This is a genomic window from Pigmentiphaga sp. (genome assembly GCF_033795525.1).
In the GTDB taxonomy this organism is placed as follows: domain Bacteria; phylum Pseudomonadota; class Gammaproteobacteria; order Burkholderiales; family Burkholderiaceae_B; genus Pigmentiphaga.
Map to the genome: position 1 here is coordinate 799,944 of NZ_JARYGM010000002.1, position 20,735 is coordinate 820,678.

Consider the following 20,735-nt stretch of genomic DNA (forward strand, 5'->3'; position numbering starts at 1 on the left):
CTTGGGCCTTGGAGAACCGCCGCTGTCGCTGGCCGATACCGCCCGCTTGATCCGCGCAGGCGTGGTCTCGCCCGAGGAAGTGGTCGAACGGGCGCTGCAACGCATTCAGGATCTCGATCCCGCGCTGCATGCTTTTGTCACGTTGGCTGCCGACGGCGCGCGGCAGGCAGCCCGCACCGCGCGCGATGAAATCCGCGCAGGCAGGTGGAGGGGCCCGCTGCACGGCATTCCTGTGGGCTTGAAAGACGTCATCGACATGGCGGACGTTCCCACCATGGCGCAATCGCGGCAACTTGCCCACCACGTTCCCCGCCAGGATGCAACGGTCACCCGCAGATTGAAAGACGCCGGCGCCCTTCTCGCCGGAAAACTCACCACCCACGAGTTCGCTTTTGGCGCCCCGTCATGGGGTCCGCCAGGGCCGCCTGCCCGAAACCCGTGGGATCATGCCCGCTTCGCCGGCGGTTCATCGAGCGGCGCCGCCGTGGCAATCGCGTCCGGCATGCTGTTCGGTGCCATCGGCACCGATACCGCGGGGTCGGTCAGAAGCCCGGCAGCGCTGTGCGGCGTGGCGGGCTTCAAGCCCGGGCGGCAGCACATCGATAGGTGCGGAATCCTGCGACTGGCGGGCAGTCTGGATGCCGTCGGCGTACTGGCCTGGACCGTCGAAGATTGCGCCATTCTGTATGAGGCGATTGCCGCGCATCGGCAAGCGACCGGATCCGCGCGCCCCGACGCCTTTCCCATGCTGGATCGTGATCTGCGGGGTTTGCGCATAGGCGTGATCCGGCACTTCTATACCAAGGACGCCCCGATCAGCGACGACGGCCAGACCGCTATCGAGGACGCGCTGGAGGTGTTCCGGTCTCTGGGCTGCCGGGTTCAGGACGTCACGCTTGCGCCCCTGCCCGAATGGAATGCCACCGGCATGCTGATGCTGCTGGCAGAAGCCTTTGCACTGCACGAGCCGTGGCTACGCGGAAGCGACCACCTTTACGGCGAATCGCTGCGTGATGCGCTGCTGCTGGGTGCCACCATAACGGCCGCCGACTACCTGCACGCATGCGATCACGGACGCCGCCTGGCAGCCACGCTCGACGCCGCATTTGACCGCGTCGACCTGTTGGTCACCGCCATCCAGCCCGGCGAGGCGCCCGCGTTGGCCAATATCGGCAAATGGAGTTTTCTCGAGCGGCCAAGCTACGGAATTCCATTCAATGTCAGCGATCACCCTGCCCTCTCGATATGTTGTGGAATGGGACGCCGGGGACTGCCGCTGGCAGTCCAGCTGGTGGCGGCACGCAACGGTGAAAATACCTTGCTGCGCGCCGGCCATGCCTACGAGCTCGCGGCCGATCCGCGCGACCGTCGCCCGGGCGCAAGCAACCCTGTCGATGCCGCCTGCAATGGCATAAATCCTGCTTGATCCCGCTGCAAGCTTTTGGAACCCCGTGGTACGCACCGGTTGCGTGCGCCGCTGGTACGGCGCGGCGCACCGGCGCTCCTTTCAAGGTTGCTCGTTCTCCATGACGCTTGGCCTTCTGCCTCACTTCGTGAATACAGCCGCGCTGCGCTACTTCTATGAAGTGGCCCGCTACGGCTCGTTTCAGTTGGCCGAAGAGAAAATCCATATCGCGGCCTCAGCCATACGCCGCCAGATCCAGTTGCTGGAAGACGAGATCGGTACGCGGCTGTTTGTCCGGGACCGCACCGGCCTTCGCCTGACTCCAGCCGGCGAAGCGCTGCTCTACCGCGTACGGCGCGCTATGAAAGAGCTAAGCACCGCGCGCGCCGAAATCGACGTGCTCCAGGGGGAACGCACCGGCAACGTCCGTATCGGTATCAATGAAACCGTCGCCCGCGAGTTTCTTCCCGGTTTCATGGAGCAATTCAATCGGGACTATCCCCGCATCACCTTCGAAATCGTCGTGGCCAACTCGCGTTCCCTGCCGGAAATCCTGGCACGCGGCGATGTCGACATCATCCTCGGCTATGCCCTGCAAGCCCAGAACGGCATGCAGCAGGTCTTGTCCTATCCGTTGCACACCTGCGTGACGGTGCACAAGGACCATCCGCTGGCTACCCGCGCGTCGGTCAGAGTGGCGGACTTGGTAGACCAGACCTTCATCATGCCCAGCAACGATTCGCTCACGCGGCAGATCGTGAACGCCATCTTCGCCCGCGTCGCCATCAAGCCGGTATTCAACATCACCACGGATTCGTTCGAGTTCATTGCCGTCATGGTGGCCCGCGGTTTGGGCATCGGCTGCCAGGTCTGTTTATTCCCCGGTCCGGACCCCGAACGGCCCGAGCTGGTCTACGTTCCGATCCGGGACGTGCGCGTGCACTCGGCCATCCTGGCCTGTTGCATCGCGCAGGACGGACTGTCGAACATGGCAGCATCGCTGTGCCTGGAAGAACTGCGCAGCGCGCTGCACCGCTGGTGCACACGCTCGGACCACCGCGCCGATGAAACCTCCCGGGACGGCGCCGTGACCCACTCCTAGGCCAGTGACGTTTTTTTCGCGGCTGCCGGATCATATTTTGTGTTGTTGCGGGCGGCGCGCGCCGATAGTCTTGGCACTGAATGGCCAACCGAGTAGCGAGTGATGAGCGACTTCGACCTGGTGGTACGCGGCAACGTGGTTTTTCCCGACCGGATACTGGAAGACGGTTTCGTGGCTGTCTCCGACGGACGGGTCGCACAGGTCGGCACCGGCACGCCGCCGGCGGCACGGGAACATCATGATTGCCGTGGCCAATGGGTGGTTCCCGGCGCCGTGGATGGCCAGACCCATACCGGCAGCGCCAATCACGAATGGCTGGGCCAGGGATCGCGCGCGGCAGCTGCCGGGGGCGTAACAACCTTTGTCGACATGCCCTACGATGAACCGGAACCGGCATGGGAGGCTGAAATCTTCCTTGCCAAGGCCCGCCGGGCTGACACGGAATGCCACGTCGACGTCGCGTTATATGCGACCATCAAGCCCCAGGAAGGGCTCGCTGCCATCCCGGGTCTGATCGAAGCCGGCGCTTGCGCGTTTAAGTTTTCCACCTTCGAAGCCCACCCCAGCCGCTTTCCGCGCATCGACGATCAAGTCCTCCATGACGCCATGCGGCTCATTGCGCCGTCCGGCCTGCCTTGCGGAGTCCATAACCAGGACCAGGAACTGACACGCGCCAATATTGCGCGGTTGCGCGCGGAAGGCGATACCGGCTGGGACGCTTTCCTGAAAGCCCACACCCCGCTGGTTGAGAACCTGGCGACGGCCCGCGTATACGAACTCGGCGCCTTGACGGGAGCCCGGGCGCATGCGGTGCACATTTCCCTTGCGCGCGGTTTCGAGCTCTGCTCCATGTACCGACGAGCCGGCTATCGCGCGACTGCCGAAACCTGTGTTCAATACTTGATGCTGACGCACGAAGAACACTCCCGTCGGCTGGGTGCGCTCACCAAGCATTACCCGCCTATCCGCCCTCGAGCTGAAGTGGAAAAGCTCTGGACCCATATCGCGGCGGGAGACTGTGACTTCGTTTCTTCCGACCATGTTTCCTGGGGGCTCGAGCGCAAAGGCGATCCCGACATATTCAAGAATGCCTCCGGCGGACCTGGTCTGGAAACGCTGGTTCCCGCGATGTGGACCGGCTGCATGGAACGCGACTTGCCGCCCACCACAGCGGTACGCCTGCTGAGCGATGGACCGGCGCGTTTTTTCGGGCTTGATCGAAAAGGGACGCTGGACGTGGGCAAGGATGCCGACCTGGTCGTACTGCAGCCGGGCTGCTTCGTTTACGACCCGTCGCGCAGCCAAGCCGCGGTCAATTGGAGCGCTTTCGAGGGCCGCACGTTTTCCGTCAAGGTCGCGGCGAGCTTTCTACGCGGCCGGTTGGCCTGGGACGGGACGCGTGTGGTGAATACCGCGGGCAGCGGCCGTTTCGTCCGCCCGGCCCGCTGACGCCATGCATCTCACTACCGGGTTATCCCCCATGCCCTGCCTGACGACCGACGCCGCGGGCGTCTACGTAATCTCGGTCACGCCCTTCGCAGACGATGGCCGGCTGGACCTGGCGAGCGCCGATCGGCTGGTCGAGTTCTATCTCGAACGCGGTGCCGATGGCCTGACGCTGCTCGGCATGATGGGGGAAGCGCCCAAGTTGACGAGGGATGAGTCCATCGCCTTTGTCGCACGGATCCTGGAAAGCGTAGCGGGACGCGTACCGGTGGTCGTGGGCGTATCGGGGTCGGGTTATGCATCGATGCGGGAACTGACCGAGGCGGTGATGGAACGAGGCGCCGCAGGGGTCATGGTGGCACCGCCTCCGCATCTGCGCAGTGACGAACAAATCCTGGGCTACTTCGCCGGCGTAGCGGAGGCTGTAGGGGCCGGCACGCCATTCGTGCTGCAGGACTTCCCGCTCTCGACGGGCGTCGTGCTGAGCGCTGCGGTCATTGCCCAGATCGCTCGCGCGCACTCCAACTGTGTGATGCTCAAGCACGAGGACTGGCCGGGCCTGGCCAAGATATCCGCGCTCCGCCAAGCCGAAGGGCGCGGCGACATGCCCCGCATAAGCATTCTGACCGGCAATGGCGGCGTCTTCCTGCCCGAGGAACTGGCACGTGGCGCCGATGGCGCCATGACCGGATTCGGCTTCCCTGAAATGATGGTGGACGTGCTCCGCGCACACCGGGACGGCGAGGCCGACTATGCGCGCGATCTGTTCGACGCCTACCTTCCCCTCGCACGCTACGAACAGCAGCCTGGGCTCGGCCTGGCGGTGCGCAAATACGTACTGGCGCAACGCGGCGCCATGGCCAGTGCCGCGCTACGCGCGCCCGGCCCTCGGCTGTCGCGGGACGATATCGAGGATATTGAATGCCTGCTCGCACGCCAGGCGCGCCGTCTACGCGAACTCGAACATTGAACCGGGCCCGGTTCGAATTTTTCGCGTGCGGCTACCGAAAAACTGGCCTTTACATCGCTTTGGCCTGGACTTTAGCCTCCATTCACCCACTCTTTCGAGGATCGCGATGAACCTTCCACTCAAGGCCCTCCTGGCCATTGCCTTCGGTGTCATCCTGCCCGCTGTCGCAGGCGCGCAAACGCCGGTCAAGCTCGTGCTGGATTGGGCTTTCGAAGGTCCGCAATCGATGTGGACTGCCGCCGCGGAAAGCGGCTGCTTTACCGACAAGGGCATCAAGCTTGGCATCGACCGCGGCATGGGTTCTGGCGACGCGATCAGCAAGGTCGCATCCGGCGCCTACAACATCGGCGTGGCGGACTTTGGCAGCGTGGTGGCCTACAACGCCGCGCATCCGGGCCAAAAACTGACCATCGTCTTCATCGTCAGCGATGCCTCGCCGCTGGCGGTCGTGGCCACCAAGAAGTCGGGCGTAGCCAAGCCCAAGGACCTGGAAGGAAAGCGCCTGGCCGGTCCCCAGGGCGAATCGGCGCGGGTCATGTTCCCGGCGTTCGCCAAGATAAACGGCGTCGATGCCGCCAAGGTGGAATGGGTCACGGTAACTCCCGACCTGCGGCAGGCCACGGTGGCCCAAGGCAAAGCCGACGGCGCCGCCGGCCACCTGAACACCATCCTCAAGGGACTGCGGGCGCTCAAGGTCTCGCGCGACGAGCTCGTGGTCCTGGATTACGCCTCGCATGGCGTTAAGGTACCGGGCAATACGGTAATCGTGAAAGAGGAATGGGCCCGGGCCAACAAGAAAGCGGTGCAAGATTTCCTGAGCTGTACGGTCAAGGGCATCAAGATGACCATCGACGACCCCAAGGCGGCCATCGCCACGCTCAAGAAGTACAACTCGATGGTGGACAGCACGATCGAGCTGGACAACCTGGACTTCGCGACCAACATGATCGTCGTGACGCCCAACGTCAAGCAACATGGCTTCAGCTTCGTGGACGCGACCCGTTATGAGGCCGCACTTTCCATGGTGGCCGAGTCGTTGTCCGTCGCCAAGCCGGCTGTGGCGGATATTTGGTCCGGCGACTACCTGCCCCCGAAGTCCGAGCTGGCCTTCGAGTCCCGCTAGGAGCTGTCGTGCGATGCCGGCCAGTGCTTATCGGTCTCCGCCCCACCGGGAGGAACGCCGAGTGACGTTCCTTCCATTGACCGACCCGACTGGCGGCGAGCAGCCCCTGCGACGGGCCGCGCTGACCGCTGTGCAGGCTCCCGCCGACATCCATGTCGATCTGCGGGGTGTGAGCCTCGTCTATGGCGAAGACGACGACCAGACGCTCGCGCTGGACAGGCTGACGCTGCAAGTGGAGCGCGGCGAGTTCGTCGCCGTAGTGGGGCCCTCGGGCTGCGGCAAATCGACGCTCATGAAGCTGGTGACGGGCCTGCTTGCGCCCGATGGCGGTAGTGTCTTTATCGATGGCAAGCGGGTGGACGGACCGGTGCGCAACGTCGGCATGGCGTTCCAAAACTCGACGCTGATGCCCTGGCGCACCACGCTGGACAACGTCATGCTTCCCTTCGAGATCGTCAAACCCCATAAGCACAAACTGCGGACACTTCGTGCCCAGTACGAAGAACGGGCCCGCAAAACCCTCGAGGAGGTCGGGCTCATCGAGTTCGCGCACAAATATCCGTGGGAGCTCTCGGGCGGCATGCAGCAGCGCGCCAACGTCTGCCGAGCGCTCGTCCACGAACCGCGCCTGTTGATGCTGGACGAGCCGTTCGGCGCCCTGGATGCCTTCACGCGGGAAGAGCTCTGGGTCATGACGCAACGTTTATGGCTGGAGCACCGTTTCAGCGCCATGCTGGTCACTCACGACCTGCGGGAAGCGGTATTCCTCGCCGACCGGGTCATCGTGCTGAGCAGGCGGCCGGGCCGCGTCGTGCTGGATCGCCGCATCGACATCCCACGCCCGCGCAGCGTGGCAGGCACCTACGATCCCGTGTTCGGCGAAATCGTGCAGGAGATCCACAGCAAAATCGTCGAGGCCCGCACATGAGCCTGACCAAACGGCAGCAACGGCGGCGCCATGCGGCCGCGCGGGCACTGATGCCCTGGCTGACGGCCGGGCTGGCGTTGATAGTGTGGCAGACCGTCTCTCGGCTCATGGGCGATGCCAGTCTGATGCTGCCCGCGCCCGGCGACATCATCGAAGCCATAGTCCGCCATTACGACGTCATCTGGACCAACGCCTGGCACACCTTGCTGACCACGCTGATCGGCTTTGCCGCCGCAGTCGCCGGCGGCCTCCTGATCGGCCTGTCCATCGGCGCCTCTCCCCTGGTCTACAGCGGTTTGTATCCGTTGCTGGTCGCTTTCAACGCAGTTCCGAAGGTGGCGCTCGTCCCCATCTTCGTCCTTTGGTTCGGCATCGGCCCCGTCCCCGCCGCGATCATGGCATTCGCACTGGCTGTATTCCCCATCATCGTGAACGTCGCGACCGGGCTCGCCACCATCGATCCTGAAACCGAGGACGTCATGCGCTCGCTCGGCGCGAACCGTTACGAAATCCTCACCAAAGTCGGCATTCCCCGCATGCTGCCTTACCTGTTCGCGTCCCTGAAAATTGCTATCACCCTGGCGTTCGTCGGCTCCGTGCTGTCGGAAACCGTGGCATCGAATACCGGGATCGGATTCCTGATGCAGGCGGCGTCCTCGCGCTTCGATGTAGCACTGGTTTTTGCCGGCCTGGTGGTCGTCGCCGCGCTCGCCGTCGTGGCCTACGGCCTCTGCGCCGTCGTAGAAATGCGCATGACGCGCTGGGCGCTGCGCGGCCAGCGCCGCTAGCCCGGCGCCGCCTCGGCGCCGGCCCCGCCGGCCCTGCGCCGTACCCAATAAAGCACGCCCAGCAAGGCTATCCACACGGGGATCAGGAACACGGCGGCGCGAATGCCCGGCGTCAGATACATCACCACGAGTATCCCCAACATGAAGGCAAGGCACAAATAATTGGTCCAGGGATAGCCCAGGCTGCGGAAGGCGGTATGGCGGGACTGCCGGCGCATGCTTCGGCGGAACATCAGGTGCGTGAGGCTGATGATTCCCCAGTTGATGACGAGCGCGGCCACGACCAGCATCATTAGCAGGCCGAATGCTTCTTCGGGTATCAGGTAATTGATCACCACGCAGACCGCCGTCACGGCGGCCGACAGCCCCAATGCCGCGACCGGCACGCCGCGCCCATTGATCCGGCTGAATACCCGCGGCGCGTTGCCCTGCACCGCCAATCCCAGCAGCATGCGGCTATTGCAGTAGACGCTGCTGTTGTAGACCGACAATGCCGCCGTCAGCACGACGATGTTGAGCGCCGTGGCGACCCAGCCGTTGTCCAGCGAATGGAAGATCATGACGAAGGGACTGCCGCCCTGCCCGACCTCGTTCCAGGGATAGAGCGCGAGCAGCACCGCCAGCGCGCCGACGTAGAAGATCAGGATGCGGTAGATGACCTGGTTCGTGGCCTTGGGAATCGTCCTGCCCGGGTCGTCGGCCTCGGCCGCAGTAATACCGACCAGCTCCAGGCCACCGAATGAGAACATGATCACCGCCATGGCCATCACCAAGCCTTCCACGCCGTTGGGAAAAAAACCGCCCAGCGCCCACAGGTTCGTCACCGTTGCCTGAGGCCCGCCATTGCCGCTGAAAAGCAGCCACGAGCCGAACGCGATCATGCTGATGATGGCCGCCACCTTGATGATGGAGAACCAGAATTCCATTTCGCCGAACAGTTTCACCTGCAGCAGGTTGATGCCATTGATCAGCACGAAGAATGCAAGGGCCGACACCCACGTCGGCACGCCCGGCCACCAGTACTGCACGTAGATCCCCACGGCGGAAAGCTCTGCCATGCTGACCAGCACGTAGAGTACCCAGTAGTTCCAGCCCGACAGGAAACCGGCGAACCCGCCCCAGTAGCGGTAGGCAAAATGGCTGAACGAGCCCGCCACCGGCTCTTCGACCACCATCTCGCCGAGCTGGCGCATGATGAGAAAGGCGATCACGCCGGCCACTGCGTAGCCGAGCAGTACCGACGGACCGGCAAGCTGGATGGTCTTGGCAACGCCAAGGAACAGCCCGGTTCCGATCGCGCCCCCGAGCGCGATCAGCTGGATATGGCGATTCTTGAGCCCGCGGCTCAAGCTCTTGCTGGATGAATTTTTCATGGAGTCACAGGCCGCTCCGGGCCACTGTTGTTCGCCTATACGATGCAAGCAAATCCAATACCACCGGCACCCTCCCAGGAGCAGCCGCGCCCACTATGCCGCGAGCTCCATGGCACACAAACCGGCCATTCCCACCCCATAGAAAACCAGCGCGGCGAGTGAGTCGGGCCCGATGCGTGCGGCTGTGATTCTATGCGACGGCCTGAAAACCAAGCCGGCCAGATAAACGCAGGTCAGCAAGATGCCCAGTCCCGCCAGATAGATGTCTGATTCACTTGCCCGTGGAAGAACTGCCTGCCCGGACAGCAGCGTGGCCAGCAGAAACAGAACGGGAAGAAAGGCGTTACCGCCAAAGATGTCGCTGACGGCCAGGCGATAGTCGCCCTTGGCAATGGCGCGCAGGCCGGTGGAGAGCTCCGGCAAGGCGGTCGCGGCCGCCAGAACAGTGGCGCCGAACAGCACGCCGCTCATTCCTGTCCGTTCCGCTATCACGTCGCTGGCCCGCTCCAGGATTACGCCGGCTACCAGGGTGACGACCGATGCCCCGATGAAGATCCATACGGCCCTTGCCGTGCTTCCGCCAGAGACCGAAGGAGAAGAACGCCGGCTCGGTGTACCGTCTACCCACGCCGCCTGCAGCGCTCCCGGCCCCGGCTCGCCGGACGGGTCGGCCGGCGACTGCTCGTTGGCGCGACCTATCAGCCACACGCCCGCTATCCAGACCAAGGCCACCAGCACGGGACCGGGCGTCAGGCGATCGAAGATCAACGACGGCGGCAACTGCGTTGCCATGATGCAGACGCCAAGGATGGCCACGACCGCCAACCCCTCGAGGATCAACGGCAGGCTGGCCGCCCGGCGGGTCAACGGGCCGCCGTTTTGCATGCGGAAATCGAGCACCGCCAGTATCACCGTCTGGATCGCGATGCCGCCCAGGATGTTGCCGACCGCCACCCCCACGTTGCCCGACCAGGCCGCGCTGGCCGTAATAGCGAGCTCGGGAAGATTAGTCGCGATGGCCAGCAGCAGCGTGCCGCCCAGAGCTTCGCCCAGACGCCATCGATCGTCGAGAATATCGGTGGCATCGACAAGGCGGATGCCGGCATACCAGATGGCGGCGGCCGCGGCGATGAAGACAGCGGCCACGGCGGCAAGCGAGTATCCCTGAAACACGGCGCGATTCCATGGTCCTGGACGATTTGGCGCACGCTAGCACGTGTGCGCGGGCTTGTCACCGGACGCGGCGCTATGGCGTTCCGGCAGGACGCCACCTCAACGGTAGACATGGACAGTTACCCTGCCCTGTTCCCTCGCTGCGCCATCTGATAGTACATAGATATCTGGCTCTCCCGGAGGTAGACGCCCTCCAACCCTCGAAGGAGTCCATCATGCCCACTGATCGACAGACACACCGAAAAGCCCGCGTGTTCATCACCGGTTCCGCTGACGGACTCGGCCATGCCGCGGCCAAGACCCTGCTCGCCGACGGCCACGAGGTGGTCGTCCATGCCCGCTCCCGGGCACGGCTCTCCGCCGTCCAGGAGCTCCTGGACCAAGGCGCCATCGCGACCATCGGCGACCTGGCGAACCTCGACCAGACACGCGACCTCGCCCGCCAGGTTAATGAAATCGGCGGGATGGACGCAGTCATCCACAACGCCGGTATTTTCTCGGGTCCGCCATTGCTGGTTGTGAACGTGGTCGCGCCGTATCTGCTTACGGCGCTGATCCAGCGCCCCAAGCGGCTGATTTACCTGAGCAGCGGCATGCATATGGACGGACGCGCAGACCTGGCGGGAATGGACTGGTCCGGCCGCACTTCCACCAGCACCTACTCGGACAGCAAGCTTTTCGTTACCGCCCTGGCTGCGGCCGTTGCGCGGCATTGGCGCGACGTGCTGAGCAACGCGGTGGATCCCGGCTGGGTGCCGACAAAAATGGGGGGCCCGAATGCGCCGGGTAACCTGCGGCTCGGCCACCAGACCCAGGAATGGCTTGCTACCAGCAGCGACCCCGAGGCGCTGACCAGCGGCGGGTACTGGCATCACCAACAGCGCAGGAAGCCGCACCCGGCCGTCAACGACGCCACGTTCCAGGACAGATTGCTGGCCGAACTGGAGCGGGTCACCGGCACGCCGCTGCCGTAGCGGCTATCGGCCAGGAGCCGCGGACGGCCGATCTAGCTAGCCTCGAGGATGCCGCGGCGGCCTTGAGTCCTGCCGGACGGCGCAAAGGGAAGAGCATCATCCGCGTTCGTTAACGGCACTAGCAGTATCGGGCGATGAGTTCGAGCGGCATCCCCTTCGGCAGCCGCCGAAGAGGCATCCGGCAGATCGACCCGGCCATCACCTTGACGAAGCTCGCCGCGCTGCGCGAAGGCGCCGATATAGCTTCTTAAACCGTCCTCACCGGCAGGCTGCGAATCCGCTTGCCGGTGGCCGCGAAGATCGCATTGCACAGGGCCGGCGCCACCGGAGGCACCGGCGGCTCGCCCACGCCGCCGGGGGCATAGGCATCGCTGTCGTTGACCAGGTGGGTGCGGATCTCGCGCGGCGAGGCGTCGTGGCGCAACACTTCGTAGTCGTGGAAGTTGCTTTGCACCACACGACCTTGCTCGAAGCTGATCTCGCCTGTCAGCGCCAGGCTCAGGCCCATGACGGCCCCGCCTTCCATCTGCGCGCGGATCCGCTCCGGGTTGACCTGCGGGCCGCAGTCCAGCGCCATGTCCACGGACAGCACGCGCACTTCACCCTTTTCATCGACCATCACTTCGACCACCGTGGCGGCATAGCTCAGGAAGCTGTAGCAGAAAGCCAGGCCCAGGCCGTGGCCCTTGGGTAGTTCGCGGCCCCAGCGCGCGCCCTTGCAGGCGGCTTCGATCACGCCGCGCAAGCGACCTGTATCGTAGGGGTAGCGCTCGGGCGACTCGGTGTAGTTCCAGCCGTCGCTCATCTCGGCCGGGTCGATCCGGCGCGCCGGGCCGATCAGGTCGAGCGCGAATTGCCGATGGTCTTTACCCGCCCGGTGCGCCAGTTCGGCGATGAAACTTTGCGCCGCGAAAGCATGCGGAATGTTCGCCACCGAGCGGAACCAGCCGATGCGCGTGTGCGCCATGACCTCGGCGGTTTCGACCTGCACGTTAGGAATACGGTAGGGCATATTGATCGCCGACATCGCCGATTCAAACAGCTGCTGCCCCTGGGGCTTGGTCGAATACAGCGACGCGATCGACGGCGAGGCGCTTCGATGCAGCCAGGAACGCACCTGGCCGCCTTTGTCCATCACGGCTTCCAGGCGCTCCACCGATACCGTGTGCAGGTAATCGTGCCGGATATCGTCTTCACGCGTCCAGACCAGCTTGACCGGCGTGCCCTCGGGCATGGCCTGGGCCACGATGGCGGCTTCGTCGACGAAATCGGGCTTGGACTTGCGGCCGAAGCCGCCGCCCAACAGCAGCACATTGACCGTGACCTTGCCGGGATCGAGCTTCAGGCGCGCCGCCACAGCATCGCGCGCCGCGATGGGGTTCTGGATGGAGGTCCAGACCTCGGCCTTGCCGCCCTGGATACGCACCGTGGCGACCGGCGGCTCCATCGAGGCATGGGCCAAATGCGGCACATAGTATTCGGCGGCCAGGCGTTCGGCTTCGGGCGCCTCGGTCCAGGCCCGCACGGCGTTGCCATTGCTGCGCATGACCTTGCCCGTCTTGCGCGCAGCGGCCTCCAGCGTCTTTTTGTATTCGGCGGAATCGTAGCTGGCGTTGGGGCCATCGTCCCATTCGAGCACCAGCGCGTCGCGGCCCTGGCGGGCGGCCCAGGTATTGCGCGCCACCACGGCCACGCCGCCCAGCGGCAGGAAAGCCGGCGCACCGGCGAAGCCGGGGATCTCCACCACTTTCAGCACGCCAGGCACGGCCAGCGCCTTGCTGCTGTCCACCTTGCGCAGCTTGCCGCCCACTACCGGCGGGCGCGCCACCACGGCGTAGACCATGCCGGGCAGGCGCATGTCCATGCCGTAGATGGCCTGGCCCTTGCCGATGTCTTCCAGGTCGACCAGGCGCACGCGGTTCTTGCCGATATAGCGGAATTCCGCGCGGGTTTTGAGTTTCAGCGCATCGCCCTTGGGTATAGGCTGGCGCGAGGCGTTCGCCGCCAGTTCGCCGTAGCCCAGGCGGCGGCCGGTGGGCTGGTGCACCACTTCGTGCCGCACGGCCTTGACTTCGGCCATCGGCACCGACCAGCGCGCGGCGGCGGCCGCTTCCAGCATCTGGCGGGCGGCCGCGCCCACGCGCCGCATCGGCATCAGGAAGTGGCGCACGCTGCGCGAGCCGTCCACGTTCTGGTTGCCGTAGCGTTCTTCGTCGCCATCGGCCTGCACGATTTTCACGCGCTCCCACAGCGCTTCCATTTCATCGGCCACCACCATGGGCAGGCTGGTACGCACACCGGTGCCCATCTCGGCCCGGTGCGCCACGATCGTGACCGTGCCATCGGGGGCGATGGAGACAAAGACCAGCGGGTCGTCCACCGTGCCGCCGGACATGGAGTCGGCGCCGAACTTTTTCGGCGCATCCGCGGCCCAGACCGTGCTGATCACGCCCTTGGCGGTCACGGCCAGCGTCAGCGCGCCCAGGCCGGCTTGCAAGAAGCCGCGACGCGAAATTTCAGCAGTGATCGTCATTATTTGCCCCCTTGCGTCAGTTGGCGCGCCGCCTGCTGGATCGCGGCGCGGATGCGCGGATAAGTGCCGCAGCGGCAGATATTGCCACTCATCGCTTCGTCGATCTGTTGCTCGGTCGGCGCCGGCGTGCTCTTGAGCAGGCCCACTGCCGTCATGATCTGCCCCGCCTGGCAATAGCCGCACTGGGCTACGTTGTTCTCGATCCAGGCTTGCTGCACGACCTGGCCCACGCGATCGGCCGCCATGCCTTCGATGGTGGAAATGACCTGGCCGGCAACCGCGCCCACCGGCGTCATGCATGCACGGGCGGGCTGGCCATCCACATGCACGGTACAGGCGCCGCACAGCGCCATGCCGCAGCCGAATTTGGCGCCAGTCATCCCGAGTTCGTCACGCAGCACCCACAGCAGAGGCATGTCCTCGGGTACGTCGACGTCCTTGGCCTGGCCATTGACTTGGATCCGTGTCATGGGTGTAAGACTCCCTGGTTGTATAGCCCGCATTATGCCTGTGTGAAATGCCCGTATCGGCTACGCAATCAGCAGCACGTTGTGACCAAACCGTGTTGGTGGACGCGCTTCGCCATAGACCCTAACTGAAAATCCCAGGTATATCCCATGTCAGGCGAAAACCTCCGGGATGTGTACGGCAATTCTCACCGTGGCGCGCGAGCGCAGCTTTACACGCGCCGCCGCTGAAAAACTAACGACTGCTTAAGGAGAAAAGGCAGTTATTGAGCACGTTGCCGGGGTGCAAAATGCAAAAGGCCCAAACCGAAGTCTGGGCCTTTTTAAATTCTGGAGCGGGAAACGAGTCATGCATTAGAGCGCTAAGTCTCTGTTTCCCAATCACTTTCTCCACTGTGGTGATTAGTGAAGAACTCAATTATAGCCTTGTTTTTCGCCCTCGGCAACAAAGTTCATCCAACCACTTCCACCAGCGTCCAAGGATGGTCCATCCACCCGTCGTTACGCCTGATGCGTCGAGCTGCTCAGCGGGTTTGAACCGCCCCGGAAATGAACTGACCCCCAGAAGTTGGACAAACTTCAAGGGGTTTCATGAGGAAGTACGAAACGGAGTTCAAGCTGGAAGTGGTCCTGAGCTTCTTGGCAGGCGAAGGCGGCGCGAAGCTCTTGGCTCGGCGGTGGTCGATTCCCGAGGAGAAGGTCCGCACCTGGGTGAGCCACTACCGTCTGCACGGCATCGACGGCTTGCGCCCCAAGCGCAGCGCGTACAGTGCGCGGTTCAAGCTGCAGGTGCTGGCTCATCAGGATCGCGAACAGCTTTCCAGCCGCCAGGTCGCGGCGATCTATGACATCCGCAATCCCAATCAGGTCGTGGTCTGGCGACGCAATCTCGATCAAGGCCGCCTGCAGGCGCGCGCGAGCGGGAAAGAAGAGCAGCCCAAGATGAAGCCAGAACGACGCTCTGCAACACCGTCAAGCACGGTCGTTGCCGATGCGCAGAAGACCCTGCGGGAAGAGAACGAGCGACTGCGCGCGGAGGTCGCGTACCTAAAAAAATTGCAGGCCTTGATCCAGTCGAAGAGGTCAGCTGCGCCGACAAAGCGCGTCTGATTGCTGGGTTGAGGCATGACCATAAACTGGCGGACCTGCTGCAGGTAGCGGGCCTGGCGCGCAGCACGTTCTACTACCAGTGCCAGGCAACCCAGCGCGCCGACCCGCACAGCACTATGGAGGCGAGCATCCGCACTGTCTATGACGAGCACAAGGGCCGCTATGGATACCGGCGGATCACGGCCGCGCTGTGCAATTCAATGGGAGAGCCGGTCAACCACAAGTGCGTGCAGCGTCTGATGCAGAAGATGGGGCTGCGCGCGTTGATTCGGGTGAAGAAGCGCTCCCGGCATGTCCCAGGCACGAGCGATGCACACGTTCCCAACGTTCTGCAGCGCGACTTCTGTGCGACCGCTCCGAGCCAGAAGTGGGCGACCGACGTCACCGAGTTCAACGTGGGCGGCCACAAGCTCTACCTGTCGGCCTGCATGGACCTGTACAACGGCGAGATCGTCGCGTACCGCATGGCAAGGCGCCCGGTCTTCGAGATGGTTTCCAGCATGCTTGACGCCGCGCTCTCGCAGACCAGTTGCGCGGCCGACCTGATCGTGCACTCCGATCAAGGCTGGCACTACAAGATGCAGCCCTACCGAGCGATGCTCGCGCGACGCGGAGCCAGGCAAAGCATGAGTCGCAAAGGCAACTGCTTCGACAACGCGGCGATTGAAAGCTTCTTCGGCACCCTGAAGGCCGAGTATTTCCATCTTGAAAGGCCCGACAGCATTGATGCACTCGAAGCGGGCGTGCATGATTACGTCCACTACTACAACCACGAGCGCATCAAGCTCGGGCTGCTGGGACTCAGTCCGGTGGAGTACCGATTGAGAAGCACCGCCTGAACGGCGGCATCGTGACCGTCCAACTTCTGGGGGTCAGTTCAAAAATCTGGAGGCTCCATTCCTTGAGAAGATGGAGCTATGAGCAGAGCAAGCAAGTTCTCCCCGGAAGTCCGGGAACGGTCGGTGAAGATGGTGCTGGAGCACCAAGACGAGTACGAGTCGCAGTGGGCGGCGATCGTGTCGGTGGCGGCCAAGGTTGGCTGCACGGCCGAGACGCTGCGAGGCTGGCTTCGCCAGCACGAGCGCGACACGGGCAAGCGTGACGGCGTAACGACGGCCGAGAAGGAGCGCATCAGGGCGCTCGAACGCGAGGTGCGCGAGCTGCGCCAGGCCAACGAGATCCTACGCAAGGCGTCGGCGTATTTTGCCCAGGCGGAGCTCGACCGCCCCTTCAAACGATGAAGCGATTCGTCGATGAGCAGCGAGACGTTCACGGGGTCGAGCCGATCTGCAAGGTGCTGCAGATCGCCCCGTCGACGTACTACGCGCATGCGGCCAGGCAGGCCGATCCGGAGCTGCGATCGCAGCGGGTGAAGACCGACGAGATACTGATACCCGAGGTGCAGCGCGTGTGGGACGACAACTACCAGGTCTACGGGGTACGCAAGGTCTGGCGGCAGCTGCGGCGCGAGCGAGTCGACGTTGCGCGCTGTACCGTGCAGCGGCTGATGAAGCGGCTTGGGCTGAGGGGCGTTGTTCGAGGCAAGGCCGTGCGCACGACGGTGAGCGATCCGAAGGCGCCGTGCCCGCTCGATCACGTGAAGCGGCAATTCAAGGCCGATCGGCCGAACGCGCTGTGGGTCAGCGACTTCACGTACGTCTCGACTTGGCAAGGATGGGTCTACGTCGCTTTCGTCATCGACGTGTTCGCCCGTCGCATCGTGGGCTGGAAGGCCTCCTGCTCGATGCAGACGGACTTCGTGCTCGACGCGCTCGAGCAGGCGTTGTACGCGAGGAAGCCGGTCGGCCCGGATCGCCTGATCCACCACAGCGACCGAGGCGTCCAGTACGTGTCGATCCGATACACCGAGCGGCTGGCCGAGGCGGGCCTGGAGCCCTCTGTGGGCAGCGTGGGCGACTCGTTCGACAACGCACTGGCCGAGACCATCAACGGCCTCTACAAGGCCGAGGTGATCCATCGGAAGTCATCCTGGCGCACGCGCGACGAAGTCGAGTGGGCCACGCTCCATTGGGTCGACTGGTTCAACAACCGCCGATTGCTTGAACCGATCGGTAATATCCCGCCGGCCGAAGCCGAAGCCAACTACTATTCGCAACCCAACGAGTCCGTCATGTCGGCGTGACTCAACCCAAGGAGTCTCCGGGAAACCCGGGGCGGTTCAGGTTCGCTATCGAACTCCAACTTGCGACGATCATGACTTGCGCTCGCTCCGCAGGCAGCGCGGGGTGGTGTCGCGTGGACTGCCTGGCACCTGGACGGCTGTAGGACACGACCGCCGGCATCGGAACACCGCAAGTACTCATCTTTACATCGCTGCGGCTAACTTCGCCGGAGCGCAACGCGGCGCCAGTGTAGTGGCAGCCAGCCTCAACGAAGGCGTGCAGCAATCCGGTTCATCTGCTCGATCTCCGCGCGCTGGCCATCGGAAATCGCTTGGCATAGGTTGACGAGTTCCGGATCTGAGAGCTGCGCCTCGCGGCACATGAGGATAGCTCCCGAATGGTGCGGGACCATAGACGCGATGAACTGTCGATCGCCGATTCCGGTTTGAGCACGGGTAGCGGCAAAAGAACCGAGTGTGAGAACGGCAAACAAGCCGTACAGCACGAGATTGAGCCGCCGGTTTGGAAACATGCCGGGCATTGTCGCTAGCATGAAGATGCCCATTGGCGCCCACATAGTGACCGCCATGTAGAGCATGTTGAGATTGTTTCTGAAGTCCCTAGCGCCGTCGATCATGCTGAACATTACGAAGTACATGACGACGAGTCCCAACACCATGTTCACCCAGAACTTGGCGTATGGTCGGCCGTGCTTACCCATCTGACCGGATGTGTGATGTTGATGTTCATGGGAATGTTCAGCCATCTCCGTCTCCTATTTGCTGGGGCAACCTGGCAGGGTCACTGGTACTGCGGCAGATACTTTGTCGATATATCAGCATGTGGAGCGATGCATCACTAACCGCTGATTTCCAGTCCCCAACTGGACGTAGGGGCGTCGAACGCTTCAACTCGCGGGTCTTGAACCGTCTGGATATCAGACCATACCAAATCGGTCTTGATGGGCTTTGCGCCACCTATGACGCTGGTACCGTGAGCGCCAATATCGAGCTTGCGTCCTCATCGCTCGATGGGCCGGCAACTGATCGATTCTTGCATATCAAGCAAGACAAGGCCACCTGCGGCGGACGCCAATGGCCTCCTCCGCCTTCGCTTAGGGCATCGCCTCAAGCGTCCGTCGCAGGCCATAACGACACAACAGCCCTTGGGCAAGAAAGGAGCCGGTGATGTAGCGCACCCGAAAGGAGACGAAGACATGCACAAGGACATTTCAACATCAAAGGTGTTCTATCGTCCCATCGAGGCGGCCATCCGATGGGCTGGGTTGCTGCGGTATCTGCCGATGATCCTGGCCACGATCGCGTCACCGCGTGTCCTGCCTCGGTCGCTGAACTGCCCTCGATGGAATGAGTGCCGGCTGCACTCGGAACGTATCTATGACGGCATCCTCAACGGAGAGCTGCCCTACGGCAAGAACGGGATCACGCTCAATGATCCGAAGCTGCTCAATTCTCTAGATCTGACTGTTCGCCATGTCGATCTGAAACGCTGGATGCGCACCCACTACCCCGAGCACCGGCCAGGATTTCTGTTCAGCCGTGGCGAACGCATGGCGCATCCTTTCATCACCATGGAAACAGGACAGGCGATCCTCGTGGAGCGGCTGGCCCTTCAGGCCGCGCTTGAACAAGCCCGACGTGAGATGCGAGAACTGCAGGAGCAGCACGACACGCTACTCAAGCAATCCTCGGTGCTGTTGGCATCCAAGCAATGCGAGATCAGCGAACGGGCGGAAACGACCTATCTCAACATCATTGGTGGGATGTTGACGCTGATGCTGAGCCAGTCGCCTTCAGGCGTGCCCTATTCCAGCTTCAAAACGCAGGAGGCCCTTGTCTCTGCATTGGTCGCCCACTACGGCGGCACCATGGGCATCACTGAGCGCACCTTAAACGGAAAGTTCGCCAACGCTAAGAGGTACGTCCGTAGCGCAAGCGCATGAGGTTATCCAGCTTGTATGTGCAATCGCGGAGATTGCATTTGCAATGTCTTTCCGCAGCCAGGTCTATTGAATAGAGGTCACGCCAACAAACGCCACCGAGCGTTCAGGAGTGACCGCCATGTCGCAGACCCCTGTACTCCCGCCGAACGAGCGCCGCATCCTGCGGCTCGATGAAGTCGAAGCGAAGTCCGGCTTCAAACGCGCCCACATCTACAACCTGATGAAGAAGCGCCAGTTCCCCCAGGCGCTGCGCCTGGGCGTGCGCGCTGTCGGCTGGGATTCGATCGAAATCGACCAGTGGATCGCCGAGCGCCTCAACCACCGGACCTGACCCGCTCTCCCGCGGACTTCCCATTCCCAGCCGGAGAGCGCCATGCAGGTCGTATCCATCATTTCAACGAAGGGCGGCGTCGGCAAGACCACGACGGCCGCCAACCTGGGCGGGCTCGCCGCGGACGCGGGCCTGCGCGTGCTGCTGCTCGATCTCGACGTGCAACCCACCTTGTCCTCCTATTACGAGTTGGCGCATCGCGCACCCGGCGGCATCTATGAGCTGTTGGCCTTCAACGAGCGCGACCTCGGCCAGCTCGTGTCCCGCACGGTCGTCGCGGGCCTGGACCTGGTGCTGTCCAACGACCATCGGGGCGAGCTGAACACCTTGCTGCTGCACGCGCCGGACGGGCGCCTGCGGCTGCGGCATCTGTTGCCGGTGCTTGTTCCCCTCTACGACCTGGTGCTGATCGACACCCAGGGCGCGCGCTCGGTGTTGCTGGAAATGGCGGTGCTCGCTTCCAACCTTGCGCTGTCGCCCGTCACGCCGGAAATCCTCGCGGCCCGCGAGCTGCGGCGCGGCACCATGCAGTTGCTCGAAGACATTGCGCCGTACCGGCACCTGGGCATCGAGCCGCCGCCGCTGCATCTGCTCATCAACCGCGTCCATCCGGTGTCCGCCAATGCACGGCTGATCCAGCAGGCTCTGCGCGACCTCTTTCAAAACCATGCCGGCATCCGCGTGCTGACCACGGACGTACCGGCCATCGAAGCCTATCCGCGCGCCGCAACGCGCGGCCTGCCGGTGCATCGGGTCGAAAACCGCCAGCCGGCCGGCAGAGTCGCCCCGGCCGCGCTCGATACGATGCGCGCACTCGCGAGCGAGTTGCTCCCACAATGGCAGGACCGACTGGCTCAAGTATCCGGCCGCCCGCAGCGACCTCTTGATCCTGGGAGGCCCCATGGCGAACGCACATGAGCTGGCCC

The 20,735-nt window shown here is 63.6% G+C and carries 18 protein-coding genes and 1 other annotated feature; of the genes, 13 read left to right on the forward strand and 5 right to left on the reverse strand.

The genetic code is table 11. The features are described from left to right. The first annotated feature begins 79 nt into the window (after positions 1-79). The 7 genes from QHC78_RS08510 (at position 80) to QHC78_RS08540 (ending at position 7,762) form a co-directional block, all read left to right on the forward strand. A complete protein-coding gene (locus QHC78_RS08510; protein WP_319743440.1) occupies positions 80-1,426 on the forward strand; it encodes an amidase in 1,347 nt (448 codons plus the stop codon). 100 nt (positions 1,427-1,526) lie between these two features. Continuing rightward, entirely contained in the window at positions 1,527-2,507 is a 981-nt protein-coding gene (locus QHC78_RS08515; protein ID WP_319743441.1) for a LysR family transcriptional regulator, read from the forward strand. 102 nt (positions 2,508-2,609) lie between these two features. Next, a complete protein-coding gene (gene ertD, locus QHC78_RS08520; protein ID WP_319743442.1) occupies positions 2,610-3,956 on the forward strand; it encodes a hydantoin-5-propionate amidohydrolase in 1,347 nt (448 codons plus the stop codon). Between the two features lie 4 nt (positions 3,957-3,960). Then, on the forward strand, positions 3,961-4,923 hold the full coding sequence (locus QHC78_RS08525) for a dihydrodipicolinate synthase family protein (RefSeq protein WP_319743443.1): 963 nt from the start codon (positions 3,961-3,963) through the stop codon (positions 4,921-4,923). A 106-nt stretch (positions 4,924-5,029) separates the two neighbouring features. Beyond that, positions 5,030-6,046, forward strand: coding sequence for an ABC transporter substrate-binding protein (locus tag QHC78_RS08530; protein WP_319743444.1), 1,017 nt, complete (start codon positions 5,030-5,032; stop codon positions 6,044-6,046). Positions 6,047-6,176: 130 nt separating this feature from the next. Next, positions 6,177-6,974, forward strand: coding sequence for an ABC transporter ATP-binding protein (locus QHC78_RS08535; protein ID WP_413816436.1), 798 nt, complete (start codon positions 6,177-6,179; stop codon positions 6,972-6,974). Beyond that, positions 6,971-7,762, forward strand: a complete 792-nt coding sequence (locus QHC78_RS08540; protein ID WP_319743445.1) for an ABC transporter permease — start codon at positions 6,971-6,973, stop codon at positions 7,760-7,762. The genes QHC78_RS08535 and QHC78_RS08540 overlap by 4 nt, the downstream gene beginning before the upstream one ends. On the opposite strand, the gene QHC78_RS08545 is transcribed toward QHC78_RS08540, so the two are convergent. Then, entirely contained in the window at positions 7,759-9,135 is a 1,377-nt protein-coding gene (locus QHC78_RS08545; protein ID WP_319743446.1) for an amino acid permease, read from the reverse strand. The two genes, QHC78_RS08540 and QHC78_RS08545, sit on opposite strands and share 4 nt — an antisense overlap. Before the next feature lie 93 nt (positions 9,136-9,228). Next, a complete protein-coding gene (locus QHC78_RS08550; RefSeq protein ID WP_319743447.1) occupies positions 9,229-10,308 on the reverse strand; it encodes a sodium:calcium antiporter in 1,080 nt (359 codons plus the stop codon). Positions 10,309-10,523: 215 nt separating this feature from the next. On the opposite strand from QHC78_RS08550, the gene QHC78_RS08555 reads away from it, so the two are divergent. After that, on the forward strand, positions 10,524-11,282 hold the full coding sequence (locus QHC78_RS08555; RefSeq protein ID WP_319743448.1) for an SDR family NAD(P)-dependent oxidoreductase: 759 nt from the start codon (positions 10,524-10,526) through the stop codon (positions 11,280-11,282). Between the two features lie 247 nt (positions 11,283-11,529). Here the strand turns inward: QHC78_RS08555 and QHC78_RS08560 are convergent, their stop codons facing one another. After that, positions 11,530-13,815 carry a xanthine dehydrogenase family protein molybdopterin-binding subunit gene (locus tag QHC78_RS08560; RefSeq protein WP_319743449.1) on the reverse strand — a complete coding sequence of 762 codons (2,286 nt, stop codon included), beginning with the start codon at positions 13,813-13,815 and terminating at the stop codon, positions 11,530-11,532. Continuing rightward, positions 13,815-14,285, reverse strand: a complete 471-nt coding sequence (locus tag QHC78_RS08565) for a (2Fe-2S)-binding protein (protein ID WP_319743450.1) — start codon at positions 14,283-14,285, stop codon at positions 13,815-13,817. Before QHC78_RS08565 ends, QHC78_RS08560 begins: the two co-directional genes overlap by 1 nt. Positions 14,286-14,873: 588 nt before the next feature. Between QHC78_RS08565 and QHC78_RS08570 the strand changes: the two genes are divergently transcribed. Continuing rightward, positions 14,874-16,231, forward strand: a protein-coding gene (locus QHC78_RS08570; RefSeq protein ID WP_115282932.1) for an IS3 family transposase whose coding sequence is annotated in 2 segments (ribosomal slippage) — positions 14,874-15,375 and positions 15,375-16,231 — 1,359 coding nt in all. Because the reading frame shifts where the segments join, the coding sequence is not laid out codon by codon here. A gap of 78 nt (positions 16,232-16,309) precedes the next feature. After that, a protein-coding gene (locus QHC78_RS08575; RefSeq protein ID WP_109842673.1) for an IS3 family transposase occupies positions 16,310-17,535 on the forward strand; the annotation gives its coding sequence in 2 pieces (ribosomal slippage) (positions 16,310-16,595 and positions 16,595-17,535; 1,227 coding nt in all). After that, positions 16,588-16,704: a sequence feature (AL1L pseudoknot), on the forward strand. Its footprint overlaps the gene before it by 117 nt. Before the next feature lie 245 nt (positions 17,536-17,780). Here QHC78_RS08575 and QHC78_RS08580 read toward each other — a convergent pair. Next, positions 17,781-18,281 (reverse strand): DUF305 domain-containing protein, encoded by a 501-nt coding sequence (locus tag QHC78_RS08580; RefSeq protein ID WP_003098996.1) that lies wholly within the window; start codon positions 18,279-18,281, stop codon positions 17,781-17,783. 450 nt (positions 18,282-18,731) lie between these two features. Between QHC78_RS08580 and QHC78_RS08585 the strand changes: the two genes are divergently transcribed. From QHC78_RS08585 to QHC78_RS08595, 3 genes are all read left to right on the forward strand, one after another. Continuing rightward, positions 18,732-19,478 carry a hypothetical protein gene (locus QHC78_RS08585; RefSeq protein ID WP_003120040.1) on the forward strand — a complete coding sequence of 249 codons (747 nt, stop codon included), beginning with the start codon at positions 18,732-18,734 and terminating at the stop codon, positions 19,476-19,478. A 118-nt stretch (positions 19,479-19,596) separates the two neighbouring features. After that, positions 19,597-19,809 carry an AlpA family transcriptional regulator gene (locus tag QHC78_RS08590; RefSeq protein ID WP_003090093.1) on the forward strand — a complete coding sequence of 71 codons (213 nt, stop codon included), beginning with the start codon at positions 19,597-19,599 and terminating at the stop codon, positions 19,807-19,809. A gap of 42 nt (positions 19,810-19,851) precedes the next feature. Further along, positions 19,852-20,727, forward strand: a complete 876-nt coding sequence (locus tag QHC78_RS08595; RefSeq protein WP_042992897.1) for a ParA family protein — start codon at positions 19,852-19,854, stop codon at positions 20,725-20,727. Positions 20,728-20,735 lie beyond the last annotated feature (8 nt).